Here is a 24,920-nt window from a genome sequence, read left to right as displayed (position 1 = left end):
ATCATGAAGGTTGTTCGCGTTGTTGCAGCTGTGATCTGCGACGATATTCAGACGAAACATAAAATTTATGCCACCGCCCGCGGCTATGGCGACTACAAAGGCCAGTGGGAATTTCCGGGTGGTAAAATCGAGCCGGGAGAAACCGCACAGCAGGCGCTGAAACGAGAGATTGAGGAAGAGTTGGACACCGAAATTGCGGTACATGATAAAATCGGCACCATCGAATACGACTATCCTGCATTTCATCTTTCGATGGACTGCTTCTGGTGCGAGGTTCTTTCTGGTGACCTTGTTCTGAAAGAAGCCGAAGCCGCGCGCTGGCTGACAAAAGACGAACTGGATTCTGTACAGTGGCTCCCGGCTGACCAGACGATTCTGGAAAAAATCCGGGAGATGATGAAATAACTCTGTTGCTCCAAGTTGCATCTGCAAGCAGTGCCTCTGTATATACAAAGGCTCAAACACGCATGGCATTGCAAATTTGCCGTGCGTATTCTGCTTGTTGGGATGCAGTCCCAATCCCTGTGAACATCACGGAACCGTGATGGCTGTGCACTCTTACAGAGTGCTGAAAGAGCGTTTTGCAGAAACGCGAAGCCTGCATCGGCACGATGCAGAACAACAGGTTTGGGCTGTGCCCAACAAGCTCTTGCAAGGCAAGGGGCTTTGTATATACAAAGACATTGCTTGCAAGAGAGCTTCGGCGTACCAGAATGGTACCACGAAGCACTGCTTGCAGAAGCTATTGCATCCATCTGAATTGTCAATTCCGCTCGCAGCTGTTATACTGGACTCATCAAAAATTTTTCAGGAGGCAGTTGCCGTGACCGCAAAGCAAGTTCAAATCGGAGATAGACCCTGCCGTATTTACGGCGCAGACTGCGCCGAATATCTTCTGCTTCAGATGACGGATGAACACGAATTGCAACGCATGGACAACGAAGTTGCAGCCATTGCACAGGGCGCAGCACATCCGTTTCTGTTTGCTGCGGTTCCGGTGGAAAGTTGGAACGATGCACTTTCTCCGTGGGAAGCCCCTGCCGTATGGGGAAAGCAAGGTTTCGGTGGCAATGCTGCGGAAACCCTGCGCTTTCTGACAGAGCGGGGCATCCACCCAGACAAAGCTGTTCTACGGTATCGCCGCCGCCTCGCCCTCTGTGTGGTTTCTGGGCTGGATGGAGTTTGAACAGCGGCACCCGATACAGGCACAGCGCGTTTATCTGAGCCTTGGCGACCGGGAAGAGCGCACAAGAAATGCCGTCATGGCTGTGGTGGGCGATAACATCCGCACCCTGCACAGCCAGCTTACAGAGTGTAGCATAGACTGCACCCTTGAATGGAACAGCGGCGGGCATTTCAAAGACGCTGACATGCGCACGGCAAAGGCGTTTCGCTGGATGATGGAGGAACACACATGACCATTTTGATCGATGCAGACGGCTGCCCGGTTGTCGATCTGACGTTGCAGATTGCAAAGCGGTTTGGCGTTCCGGTCATCATCCTGTGCGACACAGCTCACCAAATCGAGCGAGAAGGTGCGCAGACTCTGGTGTTCGATAAAGGGGCTGACAGCGTAGACTTTGCGCTTGTCAACCGGGTAAAGCCGGGGGATATTGTCGTGACACAGGACTACGGTCTGGCGAGTATGTGCCTTGCCAAGTGCGCCCGGGTGCTGAACCAGAATGGTCTGGAATACACCGCCGACAACATAGACGCTCTCATGCTGCGGCGGTATGAAAACAAAAAGCTCCTCCGTGCCGGAAAGCACCCCAAGGGGAGCCCAAAACGGACGAAGGAGCAGGATGTGGCTTTTTCAACCCATTTCAAGGCTGTCTTAGAAGCCTCACGAAGGCTCATGCTTTAAGCAGTTCTCGTTATGCGTGGTGTGTGTGCTTTCTGTTAGGCTAGAACAATGGGTGCTGCTACATTTAAGCAGCACCCATTGTTTTGCTCGTTTTTTCACGATTTTTGTGATTTGCACGTATGCTGCTATTGACTTTTGCTGTGATTGGATGTACTATACAATCAAGTGATTACTTCCAACAAAAGAAAGGTAGGCAACATGAGAGTCAACAAAGGTTTGATGATAGCAGCAACATTTGATCCGACCAAAAGAACCTCCTTGATAACTGTAGCAGATATGTGTCGTAAAATTGAGGAGAACTCGATTTCTTTGCCGTTGTATCAGCGAGATATCAGTTGGACACTTCAGAAGTGTATCGATCTTCTTAATTATCAATTGTGGGGAAAGGCTCCGGTTTCTCCTATTTCTATCAATGTTATAAATACTGTGGATAGTGCTGTTCCGCAAGTTTCCTTTATAGATAGAGAAATCATCTCAACTATTGAACGCGGTCAATACTCGGTCGTGGATGGTCAGCAGCGTTTAACCACTAACTATAAAGCATATTGTAATCATGATGATTTTCGAAATATCGTGTTAGACTTAGGAAAAGGCGAGTTCACAGAGGTGCGTGACTCTATCAGGAGTAATCAAATTCCTGTTGGTATCCTCTTAAATAAAGAGGATACCAAATTATTTGAGTATACTAAGGCTAAAAGTGCACTTGGTTCTGCCGATGTCTTGTCTGTGCTCCTTCAAGTACGCAGCAAAATGAGAAACTATAATTATACTCTTAATTCGGCTGAAGACCTAACTGAGGATGAACAAATTGAGTGGTTCGAAGTTCTAAACAATGCTGGCAGCCGAGTAAGTATTATTCAAATGCGCTTTTCTAAACTGAAAGCTCATGGAATTGATATTTATAAACAGTACACAAACCTCTACCGTACCCGTGTATATGAAGCAGGGTACGAAGATTTTTTCACTCCGCAAAAAACCAATGTTTCTTACCCAGTTGCAGCATTAAATCCTGCGTATGAAGTTATCACTCAGAAGCCTCATTCCGGAAATTATGCTCCTATTCCTTCTGACACTAAGGAAAATCAACTTTGTAACCTTTCTCCAGAACAGCTTACACAATGCTTTTCTATGACTTTAGCTGCACTCGATCGCACTTTAGACTTCATCAATGAGAACACACCCACTCAACTTCCTCGCATTGATTATATTAATTATTTATTAGGATATTTTATCTTTCATAACGAAGTTTTGACCGAAGATAACAAGGAAAAACTTCTTCAGTGGATGGATAATGTTGATTTCACCAACAAGTCCAATTCTGAACGACGTGATATTTTCACCGCATTGATCACCTAATAATTTTATCTAATTTATCAATAGCAGCCATCTGCATCTACCTTGCAGACGGCTGCTATTTTTTGTTGACTTTTGGAGACACGGGTGCATTTTGGTCGTCCAACTGGGTTCGGATATGAAGGCTTCTTTTAGGAACTCACTTCTGTCTGCTTGTTACAATTCGGTTACAGAACGGTCTTGAATGCTACGAAACAGCCCTTTTCGTGGGCTCGTATATAGAGGGGTATTTCTTCGGAGTATCTTCTTTCACGAAGGTTTGCTTGTACTCGTATGATTATTATGACAATTCCGTTTAATAGCAGACGCACGATTTGCAAATGCAAATTGTGACTTTTTTGTTAATTTTCAAAAACATTGCTACGTTTTGGCCTTTCTCGATGCCTACCAATTAGAGGGACAATTTTTCGGAAGCCTTAAATTCCGAAGATTTTCTATAAAACTCTGTTCTTTGAAAACAGAATAGTTCAATCGTCCGGTACTTCACAAAAGGTACTTCTGTAACTCGCAGCCCGGTCATAACGAAGACGGGGTGGCTGAAATGCCAATGGTGCGGTGCAAGCCCGCTGCTGGACGATTTCCCACTCCTAGGGTGCCGAGGGCGAATATGGGAGACCTATATCATATTGACGCAGATGGGCTGCAAGTCTATCTGCGATGCGAGAGTTGAAACTACTGTCAGCTCTCTTTACATTGCCACCTGACCGCCGCTTTGCTGCAAAGGATATAACCGCAGGTGGCACACACTTTTGATCTTAAACTACTTATGCAGAAGGAGTGCCCATGAAGTTTAACGATGCCTATTCCCAGATGTTTCCCGGTTACCCCGATGCCATCAGCCTTCAGCAGGCTGCGGAGATGCTTGGTCTGAACCGCCATACAGTTGGGGAACTGATTCGTTCCCGCCACCTATTTGCGCTTAAAATCGGCCGCACCTATCGTATCCCGAAGCTGAGTGTGATCGAGTTCCTGCTTACCGGGCAGAGCACCTTCCCGGCTGGAAATCCGCCGCTGGATGTGGTATGCTGTGGGTGCAGCAACGGACAGCACGCCTGTTGACCCAAAGGAGGTTTATGATGAAAACTACAGGGTCTGTCCAAGAGAAAAATGGACGTTTCTATTTCGTGATCAATCTTTATGATGCCAACGGCAAGCGGAGGATCAAGTGGATCTCCACAGGTTTGACCGTCCGGGGCAACAAGCGCAAGGCAGAATCCATGCTCCGGGAAGTATTGCTCAGCTATGATGAGACCGGGGAGCTGCCCACAGGGCGGGGCGGAGCCTACGAAAAAGTGGATGCTAAAACCGCCAAGCCCTTGCCGCAGCATCTCCAACCCGTCAGCAAGTCGGAGATGCTGTTTCTGGACTATCTCAACGAGTGGGTGCAAGTCCATAAAGCATCCATCCAGCCTGCAACCTTTATCAGCTACAATCGGATGATCACCGGGCGCATCACGCAGTATTTTGAGCCGCTGGGCTTGAAGCTGTGCGAGGTCACGCCGCAGGTGCTGGATGAGTTTCAGGAGAAGATCTTGCTGGAGGGCTACACCACCAACACGGTCATTCACTACCACGCCATCTTCGGTAAAGCGTTCAAGGATGCCGTCCGCAAGGACTATCTGGAAACCAACCCGATGCTGAAAGTTGACCGCCCGAAGAAGAACAGCTTCCGGCCCAACTTCTACTCCAAGGATGAAGTCCAGCAGCTGCTGGAAGTATCGCAGGATGACCCCCTGCACCTGTGCATCCTCATTACGGCCTACTACGGTCTGCGCCGCAGCGAGGTACTGGGGTTGAAGTGGTCGTCTATCGACTTTGAGCGCAAGTCCATCACCATTAACCACAAGGTGACGGAACAGTTGGTGAACGGCAAGTACGTTCCTGTGGTCAGCGATGTGATGAAGAACAAGACCAGCTGCCGTACTCTGCCGCTGATCCCGGCTGTGGAAGAAGAACTTCTGAAGCAGAAGGAAAAACAGCAGCTTTACCGTAAGCTGTTCAAGAAGAGTTACAGCACCGAGTATCTGGATTTCGTCTGCACCGATCAGGAAGGCAAGCTGATCCGCCCGAACTTCGTGACGGAGCACTTCGACTGGCTGCTGACCAAGTACGGGCTGAAGCACATCCGTTTCCACGATCTGCGCCACAGCTGCGCCAGCCTGATGGTGATGAACGGCGTATCTATGAAGCAGGTTCAGGAATGGCTGGGGCACAGCACCTTTTCTACCACCGCTGACATCTACGCACATCTCGATTACAAAAGCAAACAGGGGTCTGCTGGGGTCATTGCGAACCTTTTGGGAGAATCCAAACTCCCCAAATAATTATGGATTTATCGTTCATGTATAAAGCATACTGTGATGAGGCAAAAGCGGTCTTTCTCTGCTTGATGCAAAAGAAAAAGTCGCAGATTCGTTTGAATCTGCGACTTCTGGCGGAGATGGTGGGATTCGAACCCACGTGCCCGATTAAGGACAAAACGATTTCGAGTCGTTCTCGTTACGACCGCTTCGATACATCTCCAAGTATATTTTCATGGCAAATTTACGATTTGTATATCGCAAATCGGCCTTGAAACTTGGAACAGTTGCTGTTAGAATATTGTTAGAAAACGCATCGTTCAGACAGGTTCTGAAGCCTGTCAGGACATCAAAATTGACGTTCCCTCGTGTGATATGGAGACATCCGGCGAAGCATCCACTTGGATTTCGAGTCGTTCTCGTTACGACCACTTCGATACATCTCCACGATAAACCTTATATAGTATAGCAAAAAAGCCTGTTGGCGTCAACACTTTTTCGCGTTCCAAGCTCCGGGTCTGCTGTGCGGCAGACCCGGAGCTTTTTGCACTTTTGAGCGGAACATGGAAAAATTTGCGAAAAGGGACTGGTATTTTTGCGGGTTTTGAGTATAATAGAGGAGATATAGAGGATATAGTTCAAATTTGAAGTAAAAAAGGAGAATCACATCCATGGCACAGTCAAAACAGGACATGGGCAGTGGGAACGTCCGCAGCCTGATGCTGCAGCTCATGATCCCTGCGGTGGTAGCGCAGGTCGTGAACCTGTTGTACAACATCGTGGACCGAATTTACATCGGCCACATCGCGGGCATCGGTGCGGCAGCGCTGACCGGCGTGGGCCTGTTCACTCCCATCTTGATGCTGTTGAATGCATTCGCTATGCTGGTGGGCGCAGGCGGTGCGCCCCGCACCGCCATTGCTCTGGGGCAGGGCGACAAGAAACAGGCAGAAAAGATCATCTCCAACAGCTTTACCATGCTGCTGCTCTTTTCGGTGGTGCTGACCATCGGCTTCTATGCCGGGGCGCCGATGCTGCTTCGGCTGTTTGGTGCCAGCGATGCCACCCTGCCGTATGCCCTGAGCTACAGCCGCATCTACATTCTGGGCTCGGTGTTCGTGCTGCTGGTGCTGGGCATGAACCCCTTCATCACCACGCAGGGCTTTGCCAAAACCAGTATGCTCACCACCGTGATCGGTGCGGTCATCAACATCATCCTTGACCCCATCCTCATCTTCGGGTTCGGGCTTGGCGTGCGGGGCGCGGCCATTGCCACGGTGCTCAGTCAGGCTGTGGGCGCGGTGTGGATCCTGCGCTTCCTCACCGGCGAAAAGACCCTCCTGCGCCTGCGCAGGGACTATCTGCGCCCGGAGCGCAATGTCATCCTGCCGGTGATGGCGCTGGGCATCTCCACCTTTGTGATGCTCTCCACCGAGAGCCTGCTGTCCATCAGTTTCAGCTCCAGTCTGGCGCGGTACGGCGGCGATGTGGCCGTGGGTGCCATGACCGTCATCACCAGCGCATCCCAGCTGTGCACCCTGCCCATTCAGGGCATCTGTCAGGGCGGTCAGCCTGTCATAAGCTTCAACTTCGGCGCAGGCAAAAAGCCCCGTGTCAAGGAAGCCTTCCGCTTTCAACTGACCCTGTGCGGCGTATACACCTGCGTATTCTGGCTTCTGATGATGCTGGTGCCCGGCGCGGTGGCCGGTATCTTCACCTCGGACAGTGCGCTGATCTCCTACACCACCTGGGCCATGCGCATTTACATGGCGGGCATTTTTGCCATGGGCTTCCAGATCGCCTGCCAGCAAAGCTTTATGGCGCTGGGGCAGGCTAAGGTCAGCCTGCTGCTGGCCTGCCTGCGCAAGATCATCCTGCTGATCCCGCTCATCTTTATTCTGCCGCATCTCGTGGCAGACCCGGTGTTCGGCGTGTTTCTGGCCGAGCCGGTCAGCGACATTCTGGCCGCCACCATCACCACCATCACCTTCTTTGCCCGGTTCGATAAAATCCTCGACCGCGGTGCGGCAAAGGTCTGATGTCTGCATAAAAATAACGCCTGCCAGCTGAAAATGGCAGGCGTTATTTTTGGTTCGGAGCAGGTTACAGCGTTTCGCCGTTTGTTTCAATTACCTTCTTATACCAATAAAAACTGTCTTTTTTATAACGTTTAAAGGTGCCGTTGCCGGAATCGTCTGCGTCTACATATACAAAGCCGTAGCGCTTTGCCATCTGGCCGGTAGAAGCGGACACAAGGTCGATGCAGCCCCAGGGAGTATAGCCCATCAGGTCTACGCCATCCTTGATTGCTTCTGCCATCTGATTGATGTGTCTGCGCAGATAGTCGATCCGGTACAGGTCATGTACCGTTCCGTCTGCCTGCAGCACATCCTGCGCACCTAGTCCGTTTTCTACCACCATGAGGGGGATCTGGTAGCGGTCATAGACTTCATTGAGATAATAACGCAGTCCTTTTTCATCCACCTGCCACCCCCACTGCGTCATGGGCAGATACGGATTTTTGACACCTACTGCCATATTTCCGGCCACGGTCTCATCCCCCGGATTTGCACTGATACATCGGCTCTGGTAATACGAGAAGCTGTAAAAATCCACGCAGCCATTTTGCAGGATCTCCGCATCCTCCGGCTGCATCGTGATCCGGATATCATTTTCCTGAAAATACCGTTTGATATACCCCGGATATCTGCCGCGTACCTGAACATCACTGCAAAAATAGTTGACGATCTGCCGCTGTTCCTGCGCTGCCCGCAGGTCATCCGGATCACAGGTGCGCGGGTAGGTACACTGGCTGGACATCATACAGCCGATTTTAGCTGCTGGCATCATTTCATGTGCCAGAGCCACTACTTTTGCACTTGCCACAAACTGGTGGTGTAGTGCCTGAAACCGCAGGTTTCTCCGCTCCGGCGTTTCGTGCTGGTCTATCGCTCCAGGACCGAATGTCCCCTCTGCACCAGCGGGCTGGATGCCTGCGCACAGGTACCCGCACATCGGTGCCGTAAGGATGTTCATTTCGTTGAAGGTCAGCCAGTATTTTACTTCGTGACCGTATTCTGCAAACAAAGTCCGGCAGTATCGCTCAAACAGTTCAATGCAACGCCGGTCTGCCCACCCGTTCCATTTTACGCTAAGGGCGTGCGGCATATCGTAATGGCAGATCGTCACCAAAGGTTCGATGCCGTAGGCATGGCAGGTATGGAAAACATCGTGATAAAACTCCAGCCCAGCCCGGTTCGGCTGGAGTTCATCTCCATTCGGGTAGATTCTCGACCATGCAATGGACAAACGGAACACTTTAAAACCCATCTCGCCGAACAGCCGGATGTCCTCTTTATAGTGGTGGTAAAAATCAATTGCTTTATGGCTCGGATAGTACGCATCTTTTTCCAGTGTCTTCGTAATTCTGCGAGGGCTTGTTTTTGTGCCAGATGTCATAAAATCTGTTGTGCTCAGGCCCTTGCCATCCTCCTGATATGCGCCTTCCGCCTGACTGGAGGAAATTGCACCACCCCATAAAAAACCTTCCGAAAATTTCATGGATCAGCCCTCCGTCATCGGGTCGCTGCTGCGGTACGCAAGGCAGGTCAGCACAAAAGTCACCACAAATGCCACTGCTGCACCCAGCATAGCAAATGCAAAGTTGCCCATGCCCTCGCCGCCAATAAACTTTGCCACATTCAGGATATTGGCAGGTCCCAATGCATAGCACTGCACGCCATACAGACCGGCAACACAGCCGCCCACAAAATTACCGATCAGCGCACAGATAAACGGCTTTTTAAAACGCAGTCCAATGCCGAACATTGCCGGTTCTGTCACGCCACCCACAAATGCAGTCAGCGCGCAGGAATAGCCCGTGGAACGCATATTCTCGTTCTTGGTCCGGATCGCCACGGCAAGGCTTATCGCAGTCAGGGTACAGGTAGAAACAAAGCTCATAATGGAGCACGGCTCATAACCTACCGTAGACATCAGCTGAACGCTGTACGGTGTAAGTGCCGTGTGCATGCCAAACATGACCATGATGGGGAACAACACGCCAAAAATGCCATAGGCAAGGAAGCCGAGAGTGCTGTACAAGAACATGATTGCCTTGGCAAGATAGGTACCCATGAATGCACCGATGGGGGCGACCACGCAGAACGCCACCGGGATCATGATGAGAAGAGTCAGAGTCGGCACAGCAATAGCGCGCAGCCACTCCGGCACATGCTTTTTCAGGAAATTTTCAATCTTGGACATGACCCATACCGACAGGATCACCGGGAAAATGGAATTAGTATAGCTTGTTGCGTAGATTGGCAGTCCAAAAATCGTTAGTGCCGTACCCCCGCTTACTGCCGAGATAAAGGTGGGATGGATCAGCATCGCACCCACCAGCATGCCTATGCTCATACTGCCTCCAAACTTTTTTGCGGCAGTTGCACCGGCAAAGACCGGCAGAAAATAAAATGCTGCGTTATTGACGAAGTCCAGCACAATATAGGTAGAGCTTTCCGTGGAAAGGATTCCTAAACGGACAGCAAGCAGATAAAAGACCTTTATCATGCCAGCGCCCATCAGAATGGGTACCAGCGGGATCACACAGCCGGAAAGCATTTCAATCAGCTTTACAACAATGTTTTTCTTCTTTTCATCTGCACTCTCGGCAGACACTTCCGGCTCCACGGCAAGATTATTCGCCTTTGCGATCTGCTTGTAAACGTTCTCCACATCATTGCCGATGATTACCTGCAGCTGATTACCAGACCATTGCGTGCCTACCGCACCCGGCAATTCCCGGATTTTGGCTTCATCCACCAGCCCCTTGTCTTTTACATTGAAGCGCAGCCGTGTAACGCAGTGTGCAAAAGAGCGGATGTTTTCTTTTCCGCCGACCAGGTCAACGATGCTGCTGACCATCGTATCATATTTGTTTGCCATTTTGTTCTCCTCCTGTTTTTGAAAAACAGTTTTCCAAGTGTTTTTTCTGGAAGATTTATCACAAACCCGTTCGGGGCGCGCTCCCGGTCGGTTCTGTTTCCAAATAAAAACCCCAGCGCACCGCAAAGCGTGTACCGGCTGACCAGATGGACAGACACGGTGCATCTTCTGCGGTACTCTGGGGTAAAGCCCTCCAAAGGCGGTATGCCTTTATCGGTCACAATCCTCACGAGCACACAAACGATTGATGTGTAGGATCAGATATAATATTTCCTCTTCGGAAAGAGATTTTTTCAGCTGTTGTTCGATCAGGGCGGCTACCTTGACCGAGCAGGAATAAATGGAGGGATACTCTTTTTTCATGGATTCAAAGATATCCCGATTCTGGGTGTCGATCATGGCGTCATCCAAGGTACGCTTCATCATGTAGTGCATGTGGGTGACGAACCGGTAGTAGTTGAAACTGTCACGATCCACCGTCACCTGCAGTTCCTGTTCAATAATACCCGTAGCCTGCTCAATGATGGAACCATAGTCGATGTCCGGTGTGGTTTCCGCCTGTGCCTTGTAGTTGACAAAATGCAGGGCGATGGCGGCGGCTTCCTCCCGGGGAAGGGCGATATCCAGCCGCTTTTTCAGGATGTTCAATGCCTGTTTTCCGATCTCGGATTCTTTGGGATAAAGCTGGCGCACCTCGTAAAAGAGCGGCAGCTTGATGTTGATGTTTTTGCGGTAGCGCTGAACGGAAAAATCAATGTGATCTGCCAGCGTGAACACCACGTTCTCCCGGAACCGGTTATCCATCTTCTCGTTGGCAAGGTCTACGATCTCGGCGGCGGCTTCCAGCACATTTTCCGGGATGCGGTTGAGCACGGCCAACTGTTCCTCGTCCACATCGTAAAAGGTGCGGTCGATTTTGGAAAGTGGTACATCATAGGGTGGCTTTGTGAAACCAATGCCTTTCCCGAAGGCTACAACCTCGTTGTTGCGGCTGTCCAGACAAAGGGAGATGTTGTTATTGATGTTTTTAATGACCTTCATCTTCCCACAACCCCCATAGAAAGAAAAAAACCGAAAGTTCACCCCTATCTGCAATGGATAAGGGAAAGCCTCCGGAGAGTAACAAACCTTACTTGATTGACCACGCTCAGTATAGCAAACCGGATCGGTTTTCGTCAATCGGCAAAGGGCACAAGAATTTTACAGTATTTTCAGACAGGATGTGCAAGGACTGGGATACAAAAAGCCCCTGCCAATGGCAGAGGCTCTTGCGCTTTATGCAATTTTATTTCCCCGCCAGAAGAATGGCCAGCACGGCTTTCTGCACGTGCAGGCGGTTCTCGGCTTCATCGAAGATCTCCGGTGCGTGCTGCTCGAACACCGCCGAGGAGATCTCCTCGCCCCGGTGGGCGGGCAGGCAGTGCAGCACCATGACGTCGGGCTTGGCGCTTTCCAGCAGCTTGCCGGTGAGCTGGTAGCCCACGAAATCCCGCAGGCGCTGCTCGCTTTCCGGCGTGCCGGGCTGGGCGGTGTTCCACACAGCCGTTGCCACCACGTCGGCGTCCTGAATGCCCTCGGCAGGGTCTGCGGTCAGGTGGAAGGCGCTGCCGTACTTGTGGGCGAACATCAGCACATCCGCCGCCGGGCGGTAGCTCTGCGGGCAGACGCAGGTGACCTGCATCCCGGCCAGCAGTCCGCCCACGATGAGGCTGTTTGCCATGCTGCTGCCGTCGCCGACAAAGCAGAGCTTCCGGCCCGCAAGGCTGCCCCGGCGTTCCCGAATGGTCATCAGGTCGGCCAGCACCTGACAGGGATGGGCGTAATCCGTCAGGCCGTTGATCACCGGCACACCGGCCAGCTCGGCAAACTCTTCCAGATCGCTCTGGCGGTAGGTGCGCCACACCACGCAGTCGTAGTAGCGGCCCAGCACCCGGGCGGTGTCCTTGAGGGGCTCGCCGCGCCCGGCCTGCAGCTCGGCGGTGTTCATGTAGTTGCCCAGACCGCCCAGCTGGTACACACCCACCTCAAAGCTGGTGCGGGTGCGGGTGGACGCCTTGGAGAAGATCAGAGCCACCGTTTTGCCCGCCAGCAGCGGGGCCGTTCCGCCCAGCTTCTGCTGTGCCTTGAGCTGGTCGGCCACATCCAGAATGTGGGTCAGCTCGGCAGGGGAGAGGTCGCTCATTCTCAGCAGATTTTTCATGCCTGCTCCTTCGGAGCCGTCGGCTCCATTTTGCTCAGCACATCGCCCAGGATCTCCAGCGCCATGTCCACATCGTGCTCGCTGAGGGTCAGCGGCGGCAGCAGGCGCAGGCGGGTCTTGGCCGTCAGCACCAGCAGGCCCGCTTCGCGGCAGGCAGCCAGCACATCTGCGGCCTTGAGGTCGTAGAACTCGATGCCCACCATCAGGCCGATGCCGGAAATGCTCTTGACATGGGGCAGCTTTGCGATGCCTGCGCGCAGCTGGACGGCGCGCTCGTTGACATTGGCAAGGAAGCTCTGGTCCATGCGGTCCACCACCACATTGGCACCGGCGCAGACCACCGGGTTGCCGCCGAAGGTGGAGCCGTGGGTGCCGGGGCCCATGCCTGCGGCCACCTTTTCGTTCATCAGCACCGCGCCGATGGGCAGTCCGCCGCCCAAACCCTTGGCCAGCGTGACCACGTCCGGCTTGAGGTTGTAGTGCTCACAGCACAGGAAAGTGCCGGTACGGCCCACGCCGGTCTGCACCTCGTCCACGATGAGCACAAGGTCTTTTTCGTCACAGAGCTTGCGCACGGCCTGCACATAGTCCGGGTCCAGCGCCATCACGCCGCCCTCGCCCTGAATGAGTTCCAGCATCACAGCGCAGGTGTTGCGGTCCACCAGCTCCTGCAGCGCTTCCATATCGCCCGCCGGAGCATACAGGAAGCCCTCGTTGAAGGGGCCGAAGTAGTTGTGGAACACCTCCTGACCGGTGGCGGTCAGGGTGGCGATGGTGCGGCCGTGGAAGCTGTTCACCAGCGTGATGACCGTGGTGCGGTCCTTGCTGTAGTGGTCCACGCTGTACTTACGGGCGGCCTTGATGGCGCCCTCGTTGGCCTCGGCACCGGAGTTGCCGAAGAAAACCTTGCTCATGCCGGTGCGCTTGCACAGCTTTTTGGCCAGCTTGCCGCAGGGGGCCGTGTAGTAGAGGTTGGAGGAGTGCTGCAGCTTATGGGCCTGCTCGGAAACGGCTTCGGCCCAGTCCAGATCACAGTAGCCCAGACTGTTGACACCGATGCCGCTGGTAAAATCCAGATACTGCTGGCCTTCGGGCCCGATGGCACGCAGGCCGTGGCCTTTTTCCAGCACGATGGGGTTGCGGTTATAGGTGTGCAGGACGTATTCGCCGTCCCGCTTGATGACCTTTTCAGAATCCATAGGTGTACCTCCTACTGACGATAAAAGCCCTCTCAGGCGCTGACGCGCCAGAAAATGCTGGCAAAGGCTTGAGAGGGTCATTTTTCTTATTATACCGCCTGCGCGGCACCTGCGCAATGCTTATTCGCGGTGGCTGCGGCGGTAGAAGCGGGTGCCGGAGCCGCGGTTGGAGAACAGCTCCAGCAGGATGGAGTGGGGCACCCGGCCATCGATGATGACCGCCTCGTGCACGCCCTGATAGATGGCGTCGGCCATGCCGCCGATCTTAGGGATCATGCCGCCTGCAATGACACCGGCGGACTTGTAGCCCTCGATCTCGGACACCTCCACCTCGGGGATGAGGGTGCTTTCGTCGTCCTTATCCCGCAGCAGGCCCGCGATATCGGTCATGGACACCAGCTTCTCAGCCTTGAGCGCAATGGCGATCTGCGCAGCGGCAGTGTCCGCATTCACGTTGTAGGCCTGACCCAGATCGTCCATGCCCACCGTGGCAATGACCGGGATGTAGCCGCCATCCAGCAGGCTGCCGATCAGGGTGGCGTCCACATGCACGATCTCGCCCACATGGCCCAGCTGGGGGTCCAGCTCGGTGCAGCGCAGCATCTGACCGTCCATGCCGCACAGGCCCACGCCGCGGCCGCGCAGCTTTGCCACCAGATCCTTGTTCACCTTACCGGCCAGCACCTGCTGCACGATCTCCATGGTGGCGTCGTCGGTCACCCGCAGACCGTTTGCGAAATGGCTTTCCACACCCACCTTTTTCAGCATCTCATTGATGGCCGGGCCGCCGCCGTGCACCAGCACGACGCGCACACCCAGCAGGGTGAGGGTGACCAGATCGTTCATGACGGCATTTTTCAGTTCTTCGTTGATCATGGCATTGCCGCCGTATTTCACGACCATGGTCTTTCCGTGATACTTCTGGATGTAGGGTGTCGCCTCAGAGAAAAGGCGCGCCATTTCTTCGTTTTTCATAAGATTTCCTCTGAACCCTCTCAGTCAATGCCTTGCGGCATTGCCAGATTCCCCTTTTTGTCGCTCACGCGACATCTTCCCCCGGCACGGGGGACGTCGGTCCTCTCAAGGGGGATCTTTTGCCGGACGGGTCACTTTATTTCATAAAATCAGCTGCTTGTCGTTCGTTCCTAAAGCTCCCCCTTCGGGGGAGCTGGCGCGCAGCGCCTGAGAGGGTTATCAGGTGCGGTAATCGCCGTTGATCTTGACGTAATCGTAGGTCAGATCGCAGCCCCATGCCTTGGCGGATGCATCGCCGGTGCCCATGTCCACCTTGACCAGGATATCATGCTCGGCCAGCACCTTGGCGGCCTCCTCCTCGCTGTAGGGGTGGTAGGCGGCGTTCTCGCACACATACACCTCGCCCGCCTTGCTGGAAAGCCGCACGCAGACCTTATCAATGGAGAAATCGCCGGGGGTGTAGCCGATGGCGCACAGGATGCGGCCCCAGTTGGCATCGCGGCCAAACACCGCTGCCTTGAAGAGGTTGGAGCACACCACGCTGCGGCTGACGGCACGGGCGGTCTTCAGGTCGGGGGCATGGGTCACTTCGCAGGTGATGAGGTGGGTGGCACCCTCGCCGTCACCGGCGTGCTCGGCGCACATGTGCTCGGCAATGGCAGTCAGCGCCGCCACAAAGGCGTGGTAGTCCGCGTTCTCCTCGCAGATCTCCGGGTTGCCTGCAAGGCCGGAAGCCATGATGATCAAGGTATCGTTGGTGGAAGTGTCCAGATCCACGCTCATCTGGTTGTAGGTGCCGGGCACCACGGTCTTGAGGGCCTTTTCCAGCAGGATGGGGGACACCGCCGCATCGGTGGTGTAGAAGGCCAGCATGGTTGCCATGTTGGGGGCGATCATGCCGCTGCCCTTGCCAATGGCACCCACGGTGCACACCTTACCGCCCAGCTCGAACTGGATGGCGTATTCCTTTTTGTGGGTGTCGGTGGTCATGATGGCGGTGGCGGCATCGGCGCTGCCCTGCTCGTCCGCAGCCAGCTTTGCGGCGGCGGCGGGAATGCCCCGGGCAAAGGGGTCGATGACCATGGGCTGACCGATGACACCGGTGGAAGCGGGCAGAACGTCCTGCGGGTCGATGCCCAGCTCCTTGCCCACCAGCTCACAGCATTCTTCGGCCAGAGCCACGCCGTTGGCGGCGCAGGTGTTGGCGTTGCCGCTGTTCACAAGGATCGCCTGTGCATAGCCGTCCTTCAGGTGGGCACGGTCCACCTTGATGGGTGCACCGCAGACCTTGTTGGTGGTGTACACACCGGCGGCGGCGCAGCGCACGTCCGCCTTGATGAGTGCCAGATCGTATTTTTCTGCATGGTTTGCGCGGATGCCGCAGTGCACGCCAGCCGCTGCAAAGCCCTTGGGCGCGCAGATGCCGCCCGCAACTTCTTGATACTGCATAATGATCTTCCTTTCCCACAAAGAAATACTCCCTCAGTCACGGCATTCGCCGTGCCAGCTCCCTCATGGAGGGAGCCTTTGCGTAACCGTCAACTGCAAAAGCCTCCCTCTTTGAGGGAGGTGGATGCGAACACCGTGAGCAGACGAAGGGAGTTTTTTATTCCAATCCTTCGGTCTCTTCCAGCCCCAGCATCAGGTTCATGCACTGGACGGCGGCACCGGAGGAGCCCTTGCCCAGATTATCGAACACAGACACCAGCATCATCTGGTCGCCGGCGGCGTTCACGGTCAGGTACAGCTCCATGCGGTCGGTACCGGCCATGGCGTTCGAGTACAGGCCGTTCTCCGGCAGGGTCTCGTTCAGCCCGTGCACCTTGACGGTGGCGGCGTCCTTATAGTACCCGGCAATGCCTGCAGCCACCTGTTCGGCGGTGGTGCCCGCCAGCGTCAGGTCCAGCGGCACCAGCACCTGCATGCCGCAGTAGTAGTCACACACCACCGGCACGAACATGGGGGTGTGAGCAAGGCCGCTGATCTTCTGCATCTCGGGCAGATGCTTATGGGCAAGGCCCAGACCGTAGCTCTTGGGCGCATCCAGCTTGCTGTGCGCCGGGCGGTCGGGGCTCTCGTACTCGGCGATCATCTTTTTGCCGCCGCCGGAGTAGCCGGAGATGCCGGTGCAGCTGAAGGGATACTCTGCCGGGACAAGGCCCAGCTCCACCAGCGGGCGGGCAATGCTGATAAAGCCGCTGGCATAGCAGCCGGGCACTGCCACGCGGCAGGAATTTTTGATTTTTTCCTTCTGGCCCGCCAGCTCCGGGAAGCCGTAGTCCCATGCGGCATCGGTGCGGAAGGCGGTGGAGGTGTCCAGCACCTTCACGTCCGGGCGCAGCAGGGGCATGACCTCTTTGGATGCCGCATCCGGCAGGCAGAGGAAGGCGAGGTCGGCGGAGTTGATGACCTTCGCCCGCTCGTTCACATCCTTGCGGCCCTCGGCGGAAATGGACAGCAGCTCGATCTCCGGGCGTGCAGCCAGCCGGTCGGCAATGCGCAGGCCGGTGGTGCCGGAAGAGCCATCAATAAAAACTTTCACGCTCATGCGTTATTCGCCTCCCAGGCATTCAGCTGTGCAGCGGCCAGCTCGATCTGGTTCTTCACGCTGGCTTCGCTGGGGCCGCCGTAGCTGGTGCGGCCCTCACAGCATTTGACCAGATCGATGGCCTCGTAAATGTCGTTCTCAAACAGATCGCTGTAGCTCTTGAACTCGTCGAGGGTCAGCTCTTCCAGAGTCTTGTCCTTGGCGATGCAGTCCGACACCATGCAGCCGGTGAGCTTGTAGGCATCCCGGAAGGGCATTCCCTTCTTGGTGAGGTAGTCGGCGCAGTCGGTGGCGTTGATGAAGCCCTTGGCGGCGGCGCGGCGCATGTTGGCCGGCAGGGTCTTCATGGTATCCAGCATGGGGGTCACGGTCTTGAGGCACAGCTCAAGGGTATCCACTGCGTCAAAGATGGCTTCCTTGTCCTCCTGCATGTCCTTGTTGTAGGCCAGAGGAATGCCCTTCATCATCACCAGCAGGGTGTTCAGGTCGCCGTAGACGCGGCCGGTCTTGCCGCGGATCAGCTCGGTGACGTCGGGGTTCTTCTTCTGGGGCATGATGGAGGAGCCGGTGGTAAAGGCGTCGTCCAGCTCAATGAACTTGAACTCCCAGCTGCACCACAGGATGATCTCCTCGGAAAGACGGGACAGGTGCATCATGCAGATGGAGATGGCATTGGCCAGCTCGATGCAGAAATCACGGTCGGACACGCCGTCCAGACTGTTGGCGCAGGGAGCCGCAAAGCCCAGCTTTTCGGCGGTGAACTGGCGGTCCAGCGGGTAGGTGGTACCGGCCAGAGCGCCGGAGCCCAGCGGGCACTGAGCATCCATGCGGGCGGTGGCGTCCTCGAAGCGCTGCAGGTCCCGCAGCAGCATGGAGGCGTAGGCCATCAGGGCGTGGCCAAAGGTGATGGGCTGGGCACGCTGCAGATGGGTGTAGCCGGGCATGACGGCGGTGGTGTTCTCACCGGCCTTTTTGCAGATGACCTTGATGAGCTCCACGATGTAGGCCTGCAGGGTGTGGCTGTAGTCCCGCAGGGTCAGGCGGATATCCAGCGCCACCTGATCGTTGCGGCTGCGGCCGGTGTGCAGCCGCTTGCCGGCATCCCCGATGCGGGCGGTGAGGGTCTGCTCCACAAAGGTGTGCACATCCTCGGCATTGGGGTCGATCTCCAGCCTGCCGGCTGCCAGATCATCCGCGATGGATGCCAGACCGTTGAGGATGTCCTCACAATCCTTTTCGGAGATGATGCCCTGCTTTGCCAGCATGGCGGCATGGACGCCGCTGCCGCGCATATCCTGCGCGATCATGCGCTGGTCGAACCGGATGGAGGAGTTGAAGTCGTTCACGCGGGAATCCACGGCCTTGGAAAAACGGCCCTTCCAGAGTTGTTCTGCCATAGTTTTATCCTTTACTTTATGTCCAAACCCTCTCAGTCAAACCCGTCAGGGTTTGACTGAGAGGGTTCGTCAATTTCTTCTAAAAACGGCAAAGCCGCCGCAGGGGAAAACGCTCCTGCGGCGGTGCCGCCGGCAACGATGCCGGTTGGATGAAACTTCCGTGTGAAAGTGTGAAAACACACGAAAGGGAAAATGTTACAGCCGATTACTTGACCTCCGGCCAGTTCTTGGACAGCTTTGCGTGCTCCTTGATGGACAGGCCGAACAGGTTGATGAAGCCTGTGGCATCGGCCTGATTGTAGTCCTCGTCCTCACCGAAGGAAGCGGTCTGCTCGTCGTACAGGGTGTACGGAGAGGTGACGCCGGCGTTGATCATGTTGCCCTTATAGAGCTTCAGCTTCACATCGCCGGTGACGGTCTTTTCCAGACTGTCGGCAAAGGCATCCAGAGCCTCGCGCAGCGGGGTGAACCACTGGCCGTTGTAGACGATATCGGCATACTTCTGGGCCAGCTGAGCCTTGAAGTGAGAGCTTTCCTTATCCAGAGTGATGGTCTCCAGAACATTGATGGCCTTGTACAGGATGGCACCGCCGGGGGTCTCATACACACCGCGGCTCTTCATGCCCACCAGACGGTTCTCCACGATATCCAGCAGGCCGATGCCGTTCTCGCCGCCCAGCTTGTTCAGGTGCTCCACCAGCTCCACAGCGCCCATCTCCTTGCCGTCCACGGCGGTGGGGATGCCCTTTTCAAAGTGGATGGTCACATAGGTGGGCTTATCGGGAGCCTGCTCGGGGGAGACGCCCAGCTCCAGGAAACCGGGCTTGTTGTACTGGGGCTCGTTGGCGGGGCACTCCAGATCCAGACCCTCGTGGCTCAGGTGCCACAGGTTCTTATCCTTGGAGTAGTTGGTCTCGCGGTTGATCTTCAGGGGGATGTGGTGAGCCTCGGCGTAGTCGATCTCCTCGTCACGGCTCTTGATATCCCACTCACGCCACGGAGCAATGATGGCCATATCGGGGCACAGGGCCTTGAGGGTCAGCTCAAAACGCACCTGATCGTTGCCCTTGCCGGTGCAGCCGTGGCAGATGGCGTCTGCGCCTTCCTTGATGGCGATATCAGCCAGAGCCTTGGCGATGCAGGGACGTGCAAAGCTGGTGCCCAGCAGGTAGTCCTCGTACTTTGCGCCGAACTTCAGGGTGGGGAAGATGTAGTTCTCCACGAAGTCCTTCTTCAGGTCCAGCACGTACAGCTTGGAAGCGCCGGTAGCCTTGGCCTTTTCTTCCAGACCGTCCAGCTCGGTGCCCTGACCCACGTCACCGGAGACGGCGACGACCTCGCAGTTGTTGTAGTTTTCCTTCAGCCAGGGAATGATGATGGAGGTATCCAGACCGCCGGAGTATGCCAGAACAACTTTTTTGATGTTTTCCTTTTTCATGATGATTGCTCCTTTTAAAAATACACTTTTGTTTTCTGATGCGTACTTTCCCTTCGCATCCTCTTCCGTTGCGTTTCGGTTGATGCTTTTATTATACGCCGCGCGGCTTTTTCGTCAATGCCGAAAACCGCCAAACCTTACACGGATTTGACCTCTGTTTTGGTTCAATTTGTATCTTTATGCGTTATTTGCAGAATATATTCACATTTTATGCATTTGCGCAGTATATATTCGGGGCACATGCAGCCTGTCCGGAGGCATGTGCGGACTACAGCACACGGCAAGAATTCACACCGCAAAAACAAAACGCCCGGGACCCTTTTGTGAGCCGTCTGGCCCTGAAAGAGTCCCGGGTTTCGTTTTGGCTTTATGCGCCGGAAAAGGGCCCGCCCGCCGCGCTCCATGCGCGGCACAGCAGCTCTTTTTGCGCCTTGGGCAGCTTTTTGAGCGCAGCTTCCCGCCGCAGGGCGCTGCGCTTGTCTGCACAGCGCTCCACATAGGCAAAGGCTGCTGCACCTCTGGCCCGGGTGTAACGGGCTCCTCTGCCGCTTTTATGGGCCTGCAGGCGGGCGGCGGGGGCGTTGGTCCAGCCGGTGTACAGCTGGCCGCCGGTACACCGCACCATGTACACAAAAGCGGGCTTGGGCCGGGCCGGATGCTCAGATGCGGCCATTGTTCTTTAACACCTGACGGCAGGCCGCAAGGGCGGTCTCCTTATCCTTGGCCGTGATGAGGAAGCGGCTGGCGTGGCAGAAGCTGATGCCCGGGATGCCGCTCTTCTGTTCAATGACCTCCTGCGGCTGACCGGCCCAGCTCTGGGGGAAGGGGAGCTTGGGGCGCTTGGTCTTGTGGTCGGTGACGCACTGGGCGCTCCAGCCGCCGCGCTGGCTGGGGTAGACCACGAACAGCGCATCCGTTTTGTACAGGCCGTTCTTCCACGGCAGGTAGCAGGGCAGCACCACGATGCCGTCCCGGGAGTTCTGATAGGCCTGCTGCACCTTTTCGTCGGCGCGGTTCACGGCGTTGGCGCTGGCGATCTGGTTTTCCAAAATCTGCTTTGCCACGGCCACGGCCTTGAAAAAGCAGGCGTCCTGATCCTCCTTGGAGTCCCACACCGGGTTAAAAAAGCCGATGGCATCACACAGGCTGTTCTGCTCGCCGGTGTTGTCGTTGAGGTCCAGCGGCTGGATAAAGTTCTCGTCGATGAGCCGGGCCTGCCGCTCGCCCACAAGGCCGGGGCCCAGCACCCGCCACAGCAGGCCGAAGGCCGCGTAGGGCACACCGTTTGCGCGGTACTCCCGGGGCTCCTGATGATGGTCGAACATGCCATAGCCCACATCGTACACGATGCCGTCAAAGCCGTCCGGCACCACAAAGCCGCGGGTGATCTTGATATCCGGGCGCAGGATCTGCAGCAGCGCAGTGGCAAACACATCGTCGGCGTGGAACTTGCCGGCATGGGTAAAGCCGTTTGCAGGAATTTTCATAGATGTACCTCGTTCCCAATAAAATCTCTGGCAACAGTATACCACACTTTGCCAAAAGGGACAACGAAAAGCCCCGGGGCGGCAGATGCCGTTCCGGGGCTGAGGATTTATGCAGTCAGTGCATTCGTTTTACTTTTTCTTTGCGGTGCGGGCAGGCTTGGCGGCAGGCTTGCTCTCGGCCTTTTGGGCCGGGGCGGTCTCCGGCTCGCCCAGAGCCAGAATGCTGCTCAGCTCCTTCTGCACAGCGGCGTTGTTTTCGTCGGTGACGGCCAGCACATCGGAGTAGAACTGCTCCATGCCCTCGCGGGTGGAGAAGGTGGCAACGTACATCTGGTTGCCCATGGCGCCGCTCAGCGCGTCCGGCATGCGGTCCACCATGCGCATGTTCTGCTGGTACTTCTGCATGATCTGCTCGTGGCTGTACACAAAGTGCTTACCGTCGCGGCGGCCTGCAAACGGGCAGTAGAAGTGCTCGCCCACCGGCATATCGGTGCCGCCAAAAGCGATCATGTCCGCCCAGATCTTGTAAACGTTGGTGGAGCGGGCAAAGTTGATCATATCCGGGGTGAAGCCGCCGCAGGGGCGCATGTTGACTTCCAGTGCCACGATCTGGCCCTTTTGGCCCATGCTGGCCTGATCCTCGGTCATGCGGAAGAACTCAAAGTGGATGAAACGGCTCTTCACGCCAAAGCTCTTGACGGCGGCACGGCCTGCGGCGCGGGTGTCCTCGGGCAGGTCCTTGATGATGTAATAGATGGAGTTGTCGTTGTCGTTGACGATATCCATGATGGACATGGGGCTCACGTTTCCGGCCTCAAAGATGGGGTTGCCGTTGGCATCGATGATGGCATCGTAGCTGTTCACCTCGGCCCGGACGAACTCCTCCATGATGTACTCCACATCCGGGTGATGGGCCGTCTTCTGGACGAGGAACTTTTTCAGATCCTCGTCGCTGGACAGCTTGTGGGTGTCGGATGCGCCCACGCCGTTATCCGGCTTTACCACCACCGGGTAGCCCACCTCGTCGATGAACTTCCGGCAGCCCTCGTAATCGTCCACCATGTGGTAGCGTGCGGTGGCGATGCCGGCCTTCTGGTAATACTCCTTCATCTTGCTCTTGTACTTGATGCGGGGCATATCGGAGGTCTGGAAGCCGGAGGTGATGTGGAAATCGGTGCGCAGGGCTGCGTCCCTCTCCAGCCAGTATTCATTGTTGGACTCCAGCCAGTCGATGCGGCCATACTTGAATGCAAAGAAGGCCACGGCGCGGTAGACCTCATCGTAGTTTTCCAGACTGCCCACCTTGTAGTACTCGTTCAGGCTGTCCTTCAGCTCCGGCTTCAGCTCATCGTAGGGCTGGTCGCCGATGCCCAGCACGTTCATGCCGTTGTTTTTCAGCTCATGGCAGAACTGCCAGTAGTTGGTGGGGAAGTTGGGCGAAATAAAAATAAAATTCTGCATGGTTTTACGATTCCTCTTTCCTCTATAAAAAAACCCTCTCAGTCAACGCTTACAGCGTTGCCAGCTCCCCCGAAGGGGGAGCTTTTTCTGCTTTTCCGTCAGATGCATCAAAGCTCGCCCTTCGGGAGAGCTGGCGCGTCAGCGCCTGAGAGGGTTTGTTTTACTGCTCGCCCAGAATATACGGCATGTAATATGCAGTCTGCTTATACCACCAGTTCCAGTCGTGGTTCACATCGTGGCCCCACAGGTCTACCCAGATGGGGATGTTCTTGGCCTCGAAGATGCGCTTGAGGAACCATGTGGTGTCCGGCTGCTCCCAGTCGCCCTGACCGCAGCAGATGACCGCCTTCTGGCTGCGGAACAGCTGCATGTAGGGGTGATCCTCCGGGAAGTTCTTCATGTAGTCCACGGGCGAGTTCATGTACACCAGCTCGTCCATATAATTGCCGAAGCCATAGTGGGCCGTGTAGATGCCGCTGAGGGCCAGACAGCCGCAGAACACATCCGGGCGGCGCAGGTACAGGTTGACCGCATGGGTGGCACCCAGACTGCAGCCAAAGGCAATGACACCGGGCAGGTCGTCCCAGCCGTTGCGCTCCTTGGCCAGATACTGGATCTTGGGCACAGCCTCCTCCACGATATAGCGCAGCCACTGCTCATAGCGGCGGATGCGCCAATAGGGGTCACCCTGCGTGTCGGACCAGGTCTCCTTGTCCATGGTATCAATGGAGATCACCATGATCTTACCAGCATCGATCCATGGGGCAAGGGTGTCGGCCATGTGGAAGTTCTCAAAATCGAAGAAGCGGCCATCCTGACAGGGGATGTACAGCATCGGGCGGCCTGCGTGGCCGTAAATTTTGCACTCCATGTCGCGGCCCAGCGCCGGGCTGTAGTCCTTAAAATACTGCATTTCCATGGTGTTTCCTCCTTTTAGGGTTTACTCCTCCACCTCATACATCAGAGTATGGAACATAAAGGGCAGCTGTTTTTCCCAGCTGGCTTCGCTGTGTGTGCCGCCGGGCACGATGCGGCTGGTAAGGTGGATGCCCCGGGTCATGACCTTTGCGCACATCTCTGCAAAGCCGCGGCGCATCCCGTCGTGGTTGCCCATCTCGCGGGAGCCGTAGTCCATGTACAGCACGGTGCCCGGCTCCAGCTTTGCGCGGCCCACAAGGCCGGAAAGCTTTTCCGGCGACACCCAGATGGACGGCGACAGCGCCGCCGCACGGCTGAAAGTGTCGTTGTACTGCAAAAGGGCGTACAGGCTCATCAGGCCGCCCATGCTGCTGCCTCCGATAAAGGTGTGCTCCCGGTCGGGCAGGGTGCGGAAGTTGCGGTCGATGAAGGGTTTGAACCGGTGGATATACCAGCTCATGGTGGCCTGACCCATGCCGTCGAAGTGGCCGAACTGCGGGTCGTCGAACCGGTAGGGCGAATACTCCACCAGCCGCTCGTTATTGGCCCCGGCATTGCATTCCACCGCCGCCACGATCAGCGGGGTGTCGGTGTAGTCCAGATAATCGGCCACGCCCCAGCTTTTGCCAAAGGTGGCATCCTCGTCAAAAAAGACGTTCTGGCCGTCGAACATATACAGCACCGGATACCGGCGGTCGGGGTCAGCTTCATACATCGTGGGCAGATAAACATATACTCTGCGCTGCTCGGTGCCGTTGACGGCAGGGTAGCTCACGCTCCATTTTTTGACCATGGGTCCATTCCTCTCAATCTTTCCCGCACGCCTGCCGCAA

The 24,920-nt window shown here is 55.6% G+C and carries 23 protein-coding genes and 1 tRNA gene; 8 read left to right on the top strand and 16 right to left on the bottom strand.

Going from position 1 to position 24,920, the window contains the following annotated elements:
• The first annotated feature begins 3 nt into the window (after positions 1–3).
• The 7 genes from ACKXF9_RS03030 to ACKXF9_RS03000 all read left to right on the top strand — a co-directional run bounded on the left by ACKXF9_RS03030 (position 4) and on the right by ACKXF9_RS03000 (position 5,541).
• On the top strand, positions 4–405 hold the full coding sequence (locus ACKXF9_RS03030; protein ID WP_249233943.1) for a (deoxy)nucleoside triphosphate pyrophosphohydrolase: 402 nt from the start codon (positions 4–6) through the stop codon (positions 403–405).
• 160 nt (positions 406–565) lie between these two features.
• Positions 566–1,186, top strand: coding sequence for a hypothetical protein (locus ACKXF9_RS03025; RefSeq protein WP_418265257.1), 621 nt, complete (start codon positions 566–568; stop codon positions 1,184–1,186).
• Positions 1,176–1,418, top strand: coding sequence for a hypothetical protein (locus ACKXF9_RS03020; RefSeq protein WP_418265256.1), 243 nt, complete (start codon positions 1,176–1,178; stop codon positions 1,416–1,418). The genes ACKXF9_RS03025 and ACKXF9_RS03020 overlap by 11 nt, the downstream gene beginning before the upstream one ends.
• A complete protein-coding gene (locus tag ACKXF9_RS03015; RefSeq protein WP_418265255.1) occupies positions 1,415–1,864 on the top strand; it encodes a YaiI/YqxD family protein in 450 nt (149 codons plus the stop codon). The genes ACKXF9_RS03020 and ACKXF9_RS03015 overlap by 4 nt, the downstream gene beginning before the upstream one ends.
• Before the next feature lie 198 nt (positions 1,865–2,062).
• Positions 2,063–3,220, top strand: a complete 1,158-nt coding sequence (locus ACKXF9_RS03010; RefSeq protein ID WP_349176072.1) for a DUF262 domain-containing protein — start codon at positions 2,063–2,065, stop codon at positions 3,218–3,220.
• Positions 3,221–4,000: 780 nt separating this feature from the next.
• Positions 4,001–4,276, top strand: coding sequence for a helix-turn-helix domain-containing protein (locus ACKXF9_RS03005; RefSeq protein ID WP_418265254.1), 276 nt, complete (start codon positions 4,001–4,003; stop codon positions 4,274–4,276).
• A 65-nt stretch (positions 4,277–4,341) separates the two neighbouring features.
• Positions 4,342–5,541 (top strand): tyrosine-type recombinase/integrase, encoded by a 1,200-nt coding sequence (locus ACKXF9_RS03000; RefSeq protein WP_418265253.1) that lies wholly within the window; start codon positions 4,342–4,344, stop codon positions 5,539–5,541.
• Between the two features lie 108 nt (positions 5,542–5,649).
• On the opposite strand, the gene ACKXF9_RS02995 is transcribed toward ACKXF9_RS03000, so the two are convergent.
• A tRNA-Ser gene (locus tag ACKXF9_RS02995) sits at positions 5,650–5,740 on the bottom strand.
• Between the two features lie 448 nt (positions 5,741–6,188).
• Here ACKXF9_RS02995 and ACKXF9_RS02990 point away from each other — a divergent pair.
• A complete protein-coding gene (locus tag ACKXF9_RS02990) occupies positions 6,189–7,556 on the top strand; it encodes an MATE family efflux transporter (RefSeq protein WP_418265252.1) in 1,368 nt (455 codons plus the stop codon).
• A 64-nt stretch (positions 7,557–7,620) separates the two neighbouring features.
• Here ACKXF9_RS02990 and ACKXF9_RS02985 read toward each other — a convergent pair whose 3' ends face one another.
• The 15 genes from ACKXF9_RS02985 to ACKXF9_RS02915 form a co-directional block, all read right to left on the bottom strand.
• Positions 7,621–9,078, bottom strand: a complete 1,458-nt coding sequence (locus ACKXF9_RS02985) for a glycoside hydrolase family 1 protein (RefSeq protein WP_418265251.1) — start codon at positions 9,076–9,078, stop codon at positions 7,621–7,623.
• A gap of 3 nt (positions 9,079–9,081) precedes the next feature.
• Complete coding sequence (locus tag ACKXF9_RS02980) at positions 9,082–10,464, bottom strand: PTS transporter subunit EIIC (protein ID WP_418265250.1); 1,383 nt, start codon at positions 10,462–10,464, stop codon at positions 9,082–9,084.
• A 210-nt stretch (positions 10,465–10,674) separates the two neighbouring features.
• Positions 10,675–11,505 (bottom strand): PRD domain-containing protein, encoded by an 831-nt coding sequence (locus tag ACKXF9_RS02975; RefSeq protein WP_418265249.1) that lies wholly within the window; start codon positions 11,503–11,505, stop codon positions 10,675–10,677.
• Positions 11,506–11,749: 244 nt separating this feature from the next.
• Entirely contained in the window at positions 11,750–12,664 is a 915-nt protein-coding gene (gene argF, locus ACKXF9_RS02970) for an ornithine carbamoyltransferase (RefSeq protein ID WP_418265248.1), read from the bottom strand.
• Positions 12,661–13,863: an aspartate aminotransferase family protein gene (locus ACKXF9_RS02965; RefSeq protein WP_418265247.1), complete on the bottom strand. Its 1,203-nt coding sequence runs from the start codon at positions 13,861–13,863 to the stop codon at positions 12,661–12,663. Before ACKXF9_RS02965 ends, argF begins: the two co-directional genes overlap by 4 nt.
• Positions 13,864–13,983: 120 nt before the next feature.
• Positions 13,984–14,838, bottom strand: coding sequence for an acetylglutamate kinase (gene argB / locus ACKXF9_RS02960; protein ID WP_249237720.1), 855 nt, complete (start codon positions 14,836–14,838; stop codon positions 13,984–13,986).
• A 219-nt stretch (positions 14,839–15,057) separates the two neighbouring features.
• Complete coding sequence (argJ, locus tag ACKXF9_RS02955) at positions 15,058–16,287, bottom strand: bifunctional glutamate N-acetyltransferase/amino-acid acetyltransferase ArgJ (protein WP_339394501.1); 1,230 nt, start codon at positions 16,285–16,287, stop codon at positions 15,058–15,060.
• A 157-nt stretch (positions 16,288–16,444) separates the two neighbouring features.
• A complete protein-coding gene (gene argC / locus ACKXF9_RS02950; RefSeq protein WP_348584260.1) occupies positions 16,445–17,386 on the bottom strand; it encodes an N-acetyl-gamma-glutamyl-phosphate reductase in 942 nt (313 codons plus the stop codon).
• Positions 17,383–18,783: an argininosuccinate lyase gene (gene argH, locus ACKXF9_RS02945; RefSeq protein WP_418265246.1), complete on the bottom strand. Its 1,401-nt coding sequence runs from the start codon at positions 18,781–18,783 to the stop codon at positions 17,383–17,385. The genes argC and argH overlap by 4 nt, the downstream gene beginning before the upstream one ends.
• A 205-nt stretch (positions 18,784–18,988) precedes the next feature.
• The gene (locus ACKXF9_RS02940; RefSeq protein ID WP_418265245.1) at positions 18,989–20,221 is read right to left on the bottom strand and encodes an argininosuccinate synthase; all 1,233 of its coding nucleotides are present in this window, start codon (positions 20,219–20,221) and stop codon (positions 18,989–18,991) included.
• 367 nt (positions 20,222–20,588) lie between these two features.
• The gene (locus tag ACKXF9_RS02935) at positions 20,589–20,894 is read right to left on the bottom strand and encodes a GIY-YIG nuclease family protein (RefSeq protein ID WP_348584258.1); all 306 of its coding nucleotides are present in this window, start codon (positions 20,892–20,894) and stop codon (positions 20,589–20,591) included.
• Positions 20,881–21,708 (bottom strand): MYG1 family protein, encoded by an 828-nt coding sequence (locus tag ACKXF9_RS02930; RefSeq protein WP_249237714.1) that lies wholly within the window; start codon positions 21,706–21,708, stop codon positions 20,881–20,883. The genes ACKXF9_RS02935 and ACKXF9_RS02930 overlap by 14 nt, the downstream gene beginning before the upstream one ends.
• A gap of 129 nt (positions 21,709–21,837) precedes the next feature.
• Positions 21,838–23,169: an ATP-grasp domain-containing protein gene (locus ACKXF9_RS02925; RefSeq protein ID WP_418265244.1), complete on the bottom strand. Its 1,332-nt coding sequence runs from the start codon at positions 23,167–23,169 to the stop codon at positions 21,838–21,840.
• A 160-nt stretch (positions 23,170–23,329) separates the two neighbouring features.
• Complete coding sequence (locus tag ACKXF9_RS02920) at positions 23,330–24,088, bottom strand: esterase family protein (protein ID WP_207699090.1); 759 nt, start codon at positions 24,086–24,088, stop codon at positions 23,330–23,332.
• Between the two features lie 21 nt (positions 24,089–24,109).
• Complete coding sequence (locus ACKXF9_RS02915; RefSeq protein ID WP_418265243.1) at positions 24,110–24,880, bottom strand: alpha/beta hydrolase; 771 nt, start codon at positions 24,878–24,880, stop codon at positions 24,110–24,112.
• Between the last annotated feature and the right edge of the window lie 40 nt (positions 24,881–24,920).

Source organism: Faecalibacterium sp. 9 (genome assembly GCF_048320955.1).
GTDB classification, from domain to species: domain Bacteria; phylum Bacillota; class Clostridia; order Oscillospirales; family Ruminococcaceae; genus Faecalibacterium; species Faecalibacterium wellingii.
This window is presented reverse-complemented; position numbering and strand designations above follow the sequence as displayed.